Source organism: Nonomuraea sp. NPDC050786 (genome assembly GCF_040654115.1).
Taxonomy (GTDB): domain Bacteria; phylum Actinomycetota; class Actinomycetes; order Streptosporangiales; family Streptosporangiaceae; genus Nonomuraea.
This window is the reverse complement of record NZ_JBFAHJ010000010.1, coordinates 158,537-170,590: the sequence shown is the minus strand read 5'-3', so window position 1 is coordinate 170,590 and position 12,054 is coordinate 158,537. Positions and strand designations below refer to the sequence as shown.

Below are 12,054 nucleotides of genomic sequence, written 5' to 3'. Positions count from 1 at the left end.
TTTACCGCCCTCCGGGGTTGTCTCGTCTGGACCTCGGGTAGGCGTGCGCCATGGACATCACCCTGATGGTGAACGGCGTGTCCCGCGCCGTGACAGTGGACCCCCGGATGTCGCTGCTCGACCTGCTGCGCGAACGGCTGGCGCTGATCGGCGCGAAGAAGGGCTGCGACCACGGCCAGTGCGGGGCCTGCACGGTACTGATCGACGGGCGGCGGGCCAACTCCTGCCTGGCGCTGGCCGTCGCGATGGACGGCCGTGAGATCACCACCGTCGAGGGGCTGGGCCACGAGGACGAGCTGCATCCCCTGCAGACGGCGTTCATGGAGCACGACGCGTTCCAGTGCGGCTACTGCACGCCCGGCCAGCTCTGCTCGGCGGCCGGGATGCTGGGCGAGCCGGGCCCGAGCGCGATCACCGGCGACATGGCCGCCGACCCCGACCTGACCCCGGAGGAGATCCGGGAACGGATGAGCGGCAACCTGTGCCGGTGCGGCGCGTACGTCAACATCGTCAGCGCGATCGCCGAGGTCGCGCCGTGAAGACCTTCGACTACGCCCGCGCGGAGAGCCCTTCGGACGCGGTGCGCAGGTGCGGGCCCGGCGCCATGTACCTGGGCGGCGGCACCAACCTGGTGGACCTCATGCGGCTGGGCGTGGCACGGCCCGACCACCTGGTGGACGTCAGCCGGCTGCCGCTCGACGCGATCGAGGAGGCCGGCGACCGGCTCCGCGTCGGCGCCGCCGTACGCAACAGCGATCTGGCGGCCGATCCCCTGGTGCGCTCCCGCTACCCGATGCTGGCGCGGGCGGTGCTGAGCGGCGCGTCCGGCCAGGTGCGCAACATGGCGACGGTCGCCGGCAACCTGCTGCAACGCACCCGCTGCCCGTACTTCCAGGACGTGAGCAGGCCGTGCAACAAGCGCGAGCCCGGCTCCGGCTGCCCGGCCATCGAGGGCGACCACACGAACCTGGCCATCCTCGGCACCTCGCACGCCTGCGTGGCCACCCACCCGTCCGACATGGCGGTGGCGCTGGCAGCGCTAGGAGCCGAGGTGCACGTCACCGGTCCGGGTGGTGACCGGATCGTGCCGATCCCCGGGCTGCACCGGCTGCCGGGCGACGCGCCCGAGCGGGACACCGTGCTGGAGCCGGGCGATCTGATCACCGCCGTGGAGCTGCCCGCGCCGCCGCCGGGCGCCTCGCTCTACCGCAAGGTACGCGAGCGGGCCTCGTTCGCGTTCGCGCTCGTGTCCATCGCGGCCGTGCTCGACGTCCGCGACGGCGTGGTCGCCGGCTGCCGCATCGCGCTCGGCGGCGTCGCGCACGCGCCCTGGCGGGCCGAGCGGGCCGAGCAGGTGCTGATCGGCGGCCCGGCGACGGGCGAGGCGTTCCTCACCGCCGCCGAGGCGGAGCTGGAGCAGGCCCGGCCCCTGCCGCGCAACGCCTTCAAGCTGCCGCTGGCCCGCAATCTGATCGTCCGCACGCTCGAGGAGCTGGCATCGTGAACCGCGTCGAGGGCCGCGTCAAGGTCACCGGGCTGGCCACGTACGCGGCCGAATACCCGGCCGAGGGCGTCACCTACGCCTACCCCGTGCAGTCGCGGATCGCCAAGGGCCGCATCAAGCGGATCGACGGCGGCGAGGCGCTCGCCATGCCCGGCGTGCTGGCCGTGCTCTCCAGCGAGGACCCGCCCCGGCTCGGCGAGGAGGCCCAGGGCGACCTGGCGCTCTTCCAGAGCCGCGACGTCGCCTACCGCGGCCAGATCGTGGCGGCCGCGGTGGCCGACACGTACGAGAACGCCCGCGCCGCCGCGGACGCGATCGTCGTCGAGTACGAGCAGGACCTCCACGACGTGACCCTGCGCGCCGACCACCCCAACCTCTACCAGCCGGAGACCGTCAACCCCGGCTACCCGTGCGACACCGTGAAGGGCGACGTCGAGGCCGGGCTGGACGCGGCCGAGACCGGCATCGACGTCACCTACACGACGCCCGTCCAGCACAACAACCCGATGGAGCCGCACGCCGCCCTGGCGCTGTGGGACACCGAGGACCGGCTGCTGGTCTACGACACCGCGCAGGGCGCCTCCGCGAGCCGCGATCTCATCGCGAAGACGCTGGGCCTGCCCAGGGAGGAGGTCCGGGTGGTGTCCCGGCACGTCGGCGGCGGGTTCGGCTCGAAGGGCACGACCAGGCCGCAGGCCGTGCTGGCCGCCCTGGCCGCCAGGGCCGTCGGCCGCCCGGTCAAGGCCGTGCTGACCAGGCAGCAGATGTTCGACGTGACCGGTTACCGGACGCCGACGATCCAGCGGCTGCGGCTCGGCGCCGACGCGGAGGGCCGGCTGACGGCGCTGGAGCACGTGGCGTACGAGCAGAGCTCGACGCTGGTGGAGTTCGCCGAGCAGACCGCGACCCCGAGCCGCGTCATGTACGCCACGCCCGCGCTGCGCACCGCGCACCGGCTCGTCCGGCTGGATGTCGCCACCCCGTCGTGGATGCGCGCCCCGGGCGAGTGCCCCGGCATGTACGCGCTGGAGTCCGCCATGGACGAGCTGGCCTACGCCGCCGGCATCGACCCGATCGAGCTGCGCGTCATCAACGATCCGGAGGTGGAGCCGGAGAGCGGCCTGCCGTTCAGCTCCCGCAACCTGGTGGCCTGCCTGCGTGAGGGAGCCCGCCGCTTCCACTGGGACCGGCGCGACCCCGAGCCCGCGCGCCTGCGGGACGGCGAGTGGCTGATCGGCACCGGCGTGGCCGCCTCCACCTACCCGTCCAGGCGCCGGCCGTCCAAGGCCGTCGTCACCATGCGGGAGGGTGACTTCCTGGTCCAGATCGCCGCCGCCGACATCGGGACCGGCGCGCGTACCGCGCTGACCAGGATCGCGGCGGAGGCGCTGGGCGTCGCGCCCGACCGGGTCCACGTCGAGCTGGGCGACAGCGACCTGCCGGACGCGCCGCTCGCCGGCGGCTCCATGGGCACGGCCTCGTGGGGGTCGGCGGTCGTACGCGCCTGCGAGGGGCTCAAGGTGAACGGCACGGTGGGCCGCGCCGACACCACCGAGGAGGTCAAGCGGGACGCGGAGCTGGCCAGGCACGCCTTCGGCGCCCAGTTCGCCGAGGTGCGGGTGAACTCCGTGACCGGCGAGCTCCGCGTCTCCCGCCTGCTCGGCGTGTTCGCCGCGGGGCACATCGTGGACGCCCGGCTGGCCAGGTCGCAGTTCATCGGGGGCATGACGATGGGCATGGGGATGGCGCTGATGGAGGAGACGTTCACCGACGAGGAGTTCGGCGGCTTCCTCCGGCGCGACCTGGCCCAGTACCACGTGCCGGCCTGCGCGGACGTCACGGACATCGAGGCGGTCTGGCTGGACGAGGAGGACGGCGAGCTCAACCCCATGGGCAGCAAGGGCATCGGCGAGATCGGCATCGTCGGCACGGCGGCCGCCATCGGCAACGCCGTGTACCACGCCACCGGCCACCGCGTGCGCGACCTCCCGATCACCCCGCCGAAGATTATCGACCTGATGTTTTAGCCCGCTTTGCCAAGGAAGGAGGATTCCTCGTTCCAAAGGCGGGAGGCGGCGTGAAGAACGAGTCGGAGCAGGAGCGGGCGGACCGCAATTTCGTGGAGCTCCTGCAGGGCGCGCGCGTGGCGGTGACGGGGGTGCAGGTGCTCTTCGCGTTCCTGCTGACCGTGCCCTTCTCGTCCGGCTTCGCCAAGCTGGACCTGGCCGACCGGTGGCTGTTCTACGTGGCGCTGGTCAGCGCCGCCGTCGCGTCGATCTGCTACATCGCGCCGACCGCGCAGCACCGCGTGCTGTTCAGGCAGGGGCACAAGGAGACCCTGGTACGGCGCTCCAACCACTACGGCATCGTGGGCGCGCTCGCGCTGACGGTCTCCATGACGACGGCCACCATGCTGGTGATCGACTACCTGTTCGGCCCCGCCGTGGGCTGGACCACGGCGGGCATCCTGGCGGCGCTGGCGCTGTGGACCTGGTTCGGCCAGGCGGCGCTCAGCCGGTCGGACAGAGACGATCAGTCCTCGGGCGGGAGCTCGGTGTCGTCGTCCGCGCGCTCGCGCGAGTAGGCCGCCCGCGCCACCATGTACGCCGCCACCGACACGGTGATCACCTGCGAGACGCCCGCCAGCAGCAGCGGCCCGAAGTTCGCCCAGGTGGGCCGGTGCAGCCACATGGCCAGCAGCACCAGCAGCACGCCGAGCACCTGCGGTTTGGTGCCGGCGTGCATCCGCTCCAAGGTGGTCCGGAAGCGGACGAGCCCCACCCCGGCCGACAGCGCCAGCGCCGCGCCCAGCAGCAGGCAGGCCGCCGCCGCCACGTCGAGCGCGCTCACCGCACCTGCCTCATCGTGACCTCCCCGAGAAGAACCTGGCCAGCACCACGGATCCGACGAACCCCAGCAGCGACAGCACCAGCAGGACCGGCAGGTCCGAATAGTCGTCCATGACCACGGCGAACGCGCCGACCACGCACATCGACAGCGAGGTCAGCACGTCGAGCGCCACCGACCGGTCCAGCATCGTCGGCCCGCGCCCCAGCCGGTAGAGCGTGGCGAGCGCCGCGCACCCGAGCAGCCCGAGCGCCACCAGATAGACCGTCTCCATGGCAGTTCCTCCTGTCCCGCGTGCCCCGCCGTCATGACAGCTCCCGCCTGTCCCGCGTGCCCCGCCGTCACGGCAGCTCCTGCCTGTCCCGCGAGGTGCCGAAGGCCGCCACGACGCGCGACTCCAGCCCGGCCACGTCCTCCCGCACGACCTCGGTGACGTCCCCCGGGCGTCCCAGCACGTGCAGGAGCAGCTCGCGCTCGTCGGGATAGGCCTCCACCACGAGGCTGCCCGGCACGGTCGAGATCGCGACCATGATCAGCACGGTCATGGACTCCGACGACGTGCGCAGCCGTACCCGGACGATCTGGGTGGGCGGCGCGCCCGGCCGCACCACCCAGAGCACCACGCGCGCGGTCGAGACCACCAGATCCAGGCCGAACAAGAGCAGGAAGCGCGCCAGCGCCACCGGACGGATCCTGATGCCCGGGTCCAGGACGGGCAGCGGCAGCAGCGACGTCACCACCAGCCCGGCCACCAGCCCGCCGAGCACGTTGCCGGCCGTCAGGTCGCCCCACAACGTCACCCACACCACCGCCAGCCAGGCGACCAGCGCCAGCCGGGGCATCACGGCCGGCTCCCGAGCACGGCCGCGATGTACGGCTCGCGGGCCGACAGCTCGACGGCCGCCCGGTGCGCCAGCGCCGACAGCGGCCCGGCCAGCACCGTGAACGACAGTCCCATCGCCACCAGCGCCGCCACCGCGCCCGACAGCGCCACCGGGAGCACGGTCGTCGTGACGGTCGGCTCCTCGCCGGTGTACTCCTCGCTCTCCATGACCGTGCCCGCCCGTACCGCCCGAGGGGCGCCCCAGAACGCCTTGCTCCACGTCTTCGCGACGGCGTACAGGGTGAGCAGGCTCGTCATCAGGCCCGCCACCACGAACGCGACGGGCAGGGGCCCGCCGTGGGACAGGCTCGCCTGCACCAGCAGCAGCTTGCCGAGGAAACCCGACATGGGCGGGATGCCCGACAGGTTCATGGCGGGCACGAAGAAGAGCACGGCGAGCAGCGGCGCGGTCCTCATCAGGCCGCCCATCCTGGACACCGACGTGGTCCCGGTACGCCGCTCGACCAGCCCGGTCACCAGGAACAGGCTCGTCTGCACGGTGATGTGGTGGAGCATGTAGAAGATCGCTCCCGTCAGCCCCGCCACCGTGGACAGGGCCACGCCGAACACCATGTACCCGAGGTGGCTGACCAGAGTGAACGAGAGCATGCGCTTGAGGTCGGTCTGCGCGACCGCGCCGAGCACGCCCGCCAGCATCGTGGCCAGCGCCACCCACATGAGCAGCGTGGAGACCGGCCCGCCGGGGAAGAGCAGCGCCTCGAGCCGGATGATCGAGTAGACGCCCACCTTGGTGAGCAGCCCGGCGAACACGGCCGTGGCCGGGGCGGGCGCGGTGGGGTAGGAGTCGGGCAGCCAGGCCGCGACGGGGAAGATCGCCGCCTTGATCGCGAAGGCCAGCAGCAGCGTCAGCTCCACCAGCATCGCCACCTGGCCGGGCAGCCTGGCGAACCGCTCGGCGAGCTGCGCCATCGACAGGGTGCCGGTGGCGGCGTAGGTGATGGCCAGCGCGATCAGGAAGAGCATCGACGAGGCCAGGGCCATCAGCGTGTACGTGGCGCCCGCCCGGATCCGCGGCTCCGTGCCGCCGAACGTCAGGAGCACGTACGAGCCGCTCAGCAGCAGCTCGAACGCCACGAACAGGTTGAACAGGTCGCCGGACAGGAACGCGTCCGCGACCCCGGCCACCATCACCAGGAAGGCCGGGTGGAAGATCGCCATGGGGGCGTCGTGCTCCTGCTCGGCGTAGGCGTTGGCGACCGAGTAGACCATGACGCAGAACGTCACCGCCGACGACACCAGCAGCACCAGCGCGGAGAGCCGGTCGGCCACCAGGGAGATGCCGATCGGCGCCGGCCACCCGCCCAGGTCGGTGACCAGCGGCCCACGCGCGTCGGCCGCTCTCAGCAGCACCACCGACACGGCGACCGAGACGGCCAGCGTGGCCAGGCTGATGAACGACTGCACCCGGCGCAGGCGGCCGCCGATCGCCAGCTTCACCCCGGCGGCGAGCAGCGGCAGGAGCACGGGCAGGCACACCAGGCGCTCGATCACCCGCGCCCCCACCCCGGCCTCGACGGCGCGCTCTCCCTCCAGGGCCGCGGCCCCGAACGGCGGGAGCGCATCCACCCCACCGACGCCCCTGCTCCTCTCCCCCAAAGGGACCTCAACCCCCTACGGCGGGATGCACCCGTCCCCACCGTCGCCCGTCGCGGTCCTCCGACGGGCGGGCAGGGGGCGGCCGGGCCTGGACGGCGCATGGGTCAGTCCTCGCCTTCCAGTTCGGGATCCTGGGCGAGGGCCTGGCGCTCCCGCTCCTCCCTGATGGCCGCGCGCATCTGCCGGCGCGCCTCCCGCTGCCGGGCCTTGAGCCGGCGCCGCAGCGCCCGTTCCCTGGCCGCCTGCTCCTCCCGCCCCCGCGCGTACTGCTCCCGGAGCTCGTCGATGCGCTCGAGGTTGTCCATGGCGAGCGTGTCGTCCCGGAGCCCCGCCTCCTCGAAGCGCCGGTGCATGTCCTCCTCCGACAGCCCTTCCTCCCGGCTGGCGCGCATCCACTGCTCGAGCTCGGTGTGCACCCTGGCGATGCGCCGCTCCAGGTCGGCCTCCTGCAGCCGCTCCCGCTCCGCCTGCTCGGCCTCCAGCCGGGCCAGCTCGGCCCGCTGCTCGGCGACCAGCCGCCGGTAGGCGTCCTGCCGGGCGCGTACGGCCTCGCTCAGCTCGCCCCGGCGGGCGCGCAGGCGCACGCGGCGGTCCTCGGTGTCGTCCTGGACCTCGTCGCTCCCGCACAGCTGCCACGACCGGTGCACCAGGGCCAGCAGGAACGCGGTCACCCCCAGGGTGATCACGATGGCGGTCAGCACCATGGCCTGCGGCAGCGGGTCGGCGATCCCGCGGGTGCCCACGAAGGGCGGGGCGCCCGCGTCGCCGCCCGCGGTGACGATCAGCAGGTTCACGCCGTTGCCCAGGACGATGACGCCGGCCAGGACGCGTACGAGGCTCCGCTCCAGCAGCAGCGTGACCCCGGTGGCGATCATCGCGCCGCAGGCCAGGAACGGCAGCAGGGTGACGGTCACGCGCTCTCCTCGGCGTCGATCTGCCGGTCGAGTTCGGCGCCGAGGGCGCGCAGGATGTCCTGGACCATGCCGACGACGGACACGTACACGCCGAGGTCGAACAGCAGCCCCGTGCCCACGTGCAGGTGGCCCGCCAGGGGGAGGGTCACGTCGGTGGAGATCAGGTCCAGCGCCGCCCGCCCGAACAGCAGCCCGGCCAGCGCCGTGCCCGTCGACAGCGTGAGCCCGACGCCCATGAGGACGCCCGCGTGCATCGGGACGGCGGCGGCCAGCTCGTTCCGCCCGCCTGCCAGGTAGCGCACGGTGATCGCCATCCCGGCCACGATGCCGCCGGCGAACCCGCCGCCGACCGCGCTGTGCCCGATGAACAGCAGGAACACCGAGAGCACCAGCACGGTGTGGAACGTCAGCCTGGCCACCACCTCGAACGCCAGAGCCCGCTGCCCGCGCGGGAGGGTGGCCGCCAGCCAGCGGGTGCGCTCGGCGGACACGTGCGGCCCCGGCTCGATGTGGTACGACGTGCGCCGCAGGAACACCAGGCTCGTCACGCCCAGCGTCAGCACGACGAGCACCGTGCTCTCGCCCATGGTGTCCCAGGCGCGGATGTCGACGATGAGGGCGCTGACGATGTTCCTGGCTCCGGCCTGCTCGGCCGCCGCCCCCATGAGCGCGCCGACCGGCTGGGCGGTCCGCGCGCCCATCGCCAGCATGCCCGCGCCCGTGACCACCACGGCCACGGCCAGCCCGAGCCCGCTCCTGAACCAGAACGGCAGCCGCCCCCTGACCGGTCCGACCGGCAGCCGCCGCAGCACGAGCGCGAACACGACCAGGCTCACCGTCTCGGCCAGGAACTGGGTGAGCGCCAGGTCGGGCGAGCCGTGGACGAGGAAGAGCAGCGCCGTGCCGTACCCGGTGATCCCGACGACGACGCCCAGGAGTATGTACGCGCGGGCGAACAGCGCCAGCGCGGCCGACGCCACGATGAGGACGGCGACGAGGAGCTGCTCGGGACGCTGCCAGGCGACGACGGGCACGTCGAGGCGGGGCGGGCCGCCGGAGGCGAGGGAGAACACGCCGACGCCGATCGCGGTGAACAGGGTGAGCATGAGGTAGTCGGGCACGGATCCGCGCTGGACGAGGCCGGTGAGCTGGATGGCGAAGCGGTCGAGCCGCCGTACCGCCGACCAGAAGATCTGACCGGAGTCGAGCACGTGCAGCGCCGCTCCCGCCCTGGCCACGGGCTCCCTGGCCAGGAAGAGCGCCACCCCGGCCGCCAGCGACGCGGCCGAGAGCAGGAGCGGCAGGGAGAAGCCTCCCCACAGCACTACATGCGTCTCATGCCCCTTATCACGAAAGGTCGCTATATATCCGGACAGGGCGTGGCCGTACCAGGACACGAACGGCGCCAGCACCAGGCCGAGCACCGACAGCAGCGCGGCGGGCCCGAACATGGCCGCCGACACGCGATGCGTCTCCCGCGCCGCCACCCCCGGCTTGTCGCCGAACGCCCCCCACAGCAACCGCAGCGTGTAGGCCGCCGTCAGCGCCGACCCCGCCACCACCCCCGCCAGCACCAGCGGCGCGCCCATGAGCGTCTCCAGCGCGGCCTCCTTGCCGGCGAACCCCACGAGCGGCGGCAGCCCCGCCATCGACGCCCCGGCCAGCACCGCCACCGCGCACACCCACGGCATCGACCGGCCGGCCCCGCTGAGCTCGCGCAGGTCGCGGGTGCCCGCCGCATGATCGACGATGCCCACCACCAGGAACAACGCGGCCTTGAACAGCGCGTGCGCCGGCAGCATGGCCGCCCCGGCCAGCGCCGCGCCGCCGTTCCCCGAGCCGAACAGCACCGTGAGGAGGCCGAGCTGGCCGACCGTGCCGTAGGCGAGCAGTCGCTTGAGGTCGGTCTCGCGCAGCGCCCGCCACCCGCCCAGCAGCATCGTGACCACGCCGAGCGGCACGGCCACCTCGCGCCAGGGCGCCACGTCCCCGAGCGCGGGACCGAGCCTGGCCAGCAGGTACACGCCCGCCTTCACCATGGCGGCCGCGTGCAGATAGGCGGAGACGGGGGTGGGGGCGGCCATGGCGGCCGGCAGCCACGTGCTGAACGGGAAGATCGCCGACTTCGACAGCGCCCCGGCCAGGATGAGCACGACGGCGGCGGGGCTCACGTGCGGCGGGTGGCCGACGATGTCCGAGACGCGGTACGTGCCCGCGGCCTGCCCGAGCAGGACGAACCCGGCCAGCATGGCGAGACCGCCGATCGTGGTGACCCACAGCGCCTTCATCGCGGCCCGCCTGCTCGGCCTGCTCTCGGAGTCGTACCCGATGAGCAGGTAGGAGCAGACGGTGGTCAGCTCCCAGAAGACGTAGAGCAGGAGCAGGTTGTCGGCGGCCACCAGCCCGAGCATCGACCCGGCGAAGCCCGACATGAAGAGGCCGTAGCGCCCGAGCCCCTCGTCGCCCCGCGAGAAGTAGCGGGTGCTGTAGATCATGATCAGCGCGCCCACGCCGGTGACCAGCGAGATCATGAGCACGGCGAGCGCGTCGACGCGGAAGGCCAGCTCCAGCCCGAGCTGGGGCGCCCAGGTCCGGCTCTCCCGCGCCGGCAGCCGCCCCAGCGCCGTGGCGAGGAAGGCGGCGGCGGGCGGGAGCGCGAGCAGGGCCAGGGACGCCCGCTTGACCAGCCAGGGAGCGCACACCGCCGCCACCGCGTGCAGGACCAGCAGCGACTCCATGGGCTCCTCGGGAGGGCATTTCCGGCTACGTCCGCCAATCTCTCCCGCCGGAGGCCCGCCGGGGCGCAGGCACGGCCAGGGTTGACCCGAACGACACCAGTCCCACACCGTGGTGTGGGACTGGTGCCGTGGTCAGGCCTTGACCGCGCAGGCGGCGGGGCGCGGCGCGGCGGCCGTGATCAGGTACCGGTCGATCTGCCGCTCCACGCAGGTGGAGCCGCCGCGGTAGGCGGTGTGGCCGTCGGCGTCATTGGTGAGCAGCACGCCGTTCGACAGCTGGGAGGCCAGCTCCCGGGCCAGCCGGTACGGCGTGGCGGGGTCGCGGGTCGTGCCCACCACCAGGATCGGCGGCGACCCCGCGGCCCGCACCTTCTTGGCGAACCGGGTGCCCTTGACCGGCCAGTACGGGCAGCGCGACTCGGGATGGTCGACGCAGCTGATGGCCATCTGCGCCTCGTACCGGTTGTCGTAGCTGCCGTCGGACCGGCGGCCGTTGTACTCGTCGGCGAGCAGCAGCAGGTACGTGCCGTCGCCCTTGAACGCCGCCGCCAGCGCCTTGCGCAGCATGGGCCAGCCGGCCGTGGAGTACAGCGAGGCGGTCACGCCGGTCCGCGCGACGGCCTCGCTGACCTGCCGGCCGTCGTAGACGTTGCGCAGCGGCGCCCGGTCGGCCCGCTTGTACAGCGCCTCGAGCTTCTTCAACGCCGCGCCGATCGAGTGCTGCCTGAACGGGCAGTCCTTGGCCCTGAAGCAGTCGCGCAGGAACGACTCCGTCGCCACCCGGAAGCCCAGGGCCTGCGACTGGGCGAACTCGGTGCCCGTCTGGCTCGGGTTCTCGGCGCCGTCGAGCACCATGGCGCGGATCCTCGCGGGGAACAGGTCGGCGTACCTGGCGCCCAGGTAGGTGCCGTACGACCAGCCGAGGTACGTCAGCCGCGCCTCGCCGAGCGCGGCCCGCATCACGTCCATGTCCCGGGCGGCCTCGCCGGTGCCGACGTGCGCGAGGAGCTGCGTGCCCGAGTTGGCCTTGCAGGCGCCGGCGAACGTCTTGGCCCACTGCTTGGCCTGCTTGACCTCGGTGCCGTTGTCGGGCGTCGGGTCGGTGGCGAAGTACGCGTCAAGACCGAGCGTGTTCATGCAGCGCACGGGGGCCGACCCGCCGACGCCGCGGGGGTCGAAGCTGACCACGTCGAACCGCTGCCGGAGGGCGGCGGAGACGATCGCCTTGCTCGATTTCAACGAATCGACGCCGGATATTCCGGGGCCGCCGAAATTGAGCACGATCGAACCGATCTTTTTACCGGTGGCCGGCAACCGAACCAGGCTGATCTTGATCTGTCTGCCGCCGGGCTGTGAATAGTCGAGCGGCACTCGTAATTTGCCGCATTGGTAGCCGTTGCCACAGGAGGACCAGGCCACCCGCTGCCCGTAATACGCCTCGAGCCGGCCCGGCCCCGCGGCCCGCGCCGCGCCGGAGAAACCGGCGGCGGCGACCAGGACCGCGATGACGGGCGAAATAATGGTGATTAGACGTCGCATGATTGAAAGATG

Annotated in this window: 11 protein-coding genes; 4 read left to right on the top strand and 7 right to left on the bottom strand. The window is 72.7% G+C overall.

The genetic code is table 11. From position 1 onward, the window contains the following. Positions 1-50 precede the first annotated feature (50 nt). The 4 genes from AB0H84_RS20870 to AB0H84_RS20855 are packed head-to-tail and all read left to right on the top strand — an operon-like array spanning position 51 to position 4,088. Positions 51-539, top strand: a complete 489-nt coding sequence (locus AB0H84_RS20870) for a 2Fe-2S iron-sulfur cluster-binding protein (protein WP_357606282.1) — start codon at positions 51-53, stop codon at positions 537-539. Beyond that, positions 536-1,504 (top strand): xanthine dehydrogenase family protein subunit M, encoded by a 969-nt coding sequence (locus AB0H84_RS20865; RefSeq protein ID WP_357606279.1) that lies wholly within the window; start codon positions 536-538, stop codon positions 1,502-1,504. The genes AB0H84_RS20870 and AB0H84_RS20865 overlap by 4 nt, the downstream gene beginning before the upstream one ends. Next, entirely contained in the window at positions 1,501-3,531 is a 2,031-nt protein-coding gene (locus tag AB0H84_RS20860; protein ID WP_357606277.1) for a xanthine dehydrogenase family protein molybdopterin-binding subunit, read from the top strand. Before AB0H84_RS20865 ends, AB0H84_RS20860 begins: the two co-directional genes overlap by 4 nt. Before the next feature lie 50 nt (positions 3,532-3,581). Beyond that, complete coding sequence (locus AB0H84_RS20855; RefSeq protein WP_357606274.1) at positions 3,582-4,088, top strand: DUF6328 family protein; 507 nt, start codon at positions 3,582-3,584, stop codon at positions 4,086-4,088. On the opposite strand, the gene mnhG is transcribed toward AB0H84_RS20855, so the two are convergent. The 7 genes from mnhG to AB0H84_RS20820 form a co-directional block, all read right to left on the bottom strand. After that, positions 4,037-4,354, bottom strand: coding sequence for a monovalent cation/H(+) antiporter subunit G (mnhG, locus tag AB0H84_RS20850; RefSeq protein ID WP_357606271.1), 318 nt, complete (start codon positions 4,352-4,354; stop codon positions 4,037-4,039). The two genes, AB0H84_RS20855 and mnhG, sit on opposite strands and share 52 nt — an antisense overlap. A gap of 10 nt (positions 4,355-4,364) precedes the next feature. Continuing rightward, positions 4,365-4,625 (bottom strand): monovalent cation/H+ antiporter complex subunit F, encoded by a 261-nt coding sequence (locus AB0H84_RS20845; protein WP_357606268.1) that lies wholly within the window; start codon positions 4,623-4,625, stop codon positions 4,365-4,367. A 67-nt stretch (positions 4,626-4,692) separates the two neighbouring features. Beyond that, positions 4,693-5,193, bottom strand: coding sequence for a Na+/H+ antiporter subunit E (locus AB0H84_RS20840; RefSeq protein WP_357606578.1), 501 nt, complete (start codon positions 5,191-5,193; stop codon positions 4,693-4,695). After that, complete coding sequence (locus AB0H84_RS20835; protein ID WP_357606575.1) at positions 5,193-6,743, bottom strand: Na+/H+ antiporter subunit D; 1,551 nt, start codon at positions 6,741-6,743, stop codon at positions 5,193-5,195. The genes AB0H84_RS20840 and AB0H84_RS20835 overlap by 1 nt, the downstream gene beginning before the upstream one ends. A gap of 212 nt (positions 6,744-6,955) precedes the next feature. Then, positions 6,956-7,765: a Na(+)/H(+) antiporter subunit C gene (locus AB0H84_RS20830; protein WP_357606265.1), complete on the bottom strand. Its 810-nt coding sequence runs from the start codon at positions 7,763-7,765 to the stop codon at positions 6,956-6,958. Further along, on the bottom strand, positions 7,762-10,503 hold the full coding sequence (locus AB0H84_RS20825) for a Na+/H+ antiporter subunit A (protein WP_357606262.1): 2,742 nt from the start codon (positions 10,501-10,503) through the stop codon (positions 7,762-7,764). The genes AB0H84_RS20830 and AB0H84_RS20825 overlap by 4 nt, the downstream gene beginning before the upstream one ends. Before the next feature lie 132 nt (positions 10,504-10,635). Then, a complete protein-coding gene (locus AB0H84_RS20820) occupies positions 10,636-12,042 on the bottom strand; it encodes an alpha/beta hydrolase (RefSeq protein ID WP_357606259.1) in 1,407 nt (468 codons plus the stop codon). Positions 12,043-12,054: the final 12 nt, after the last annotated feature.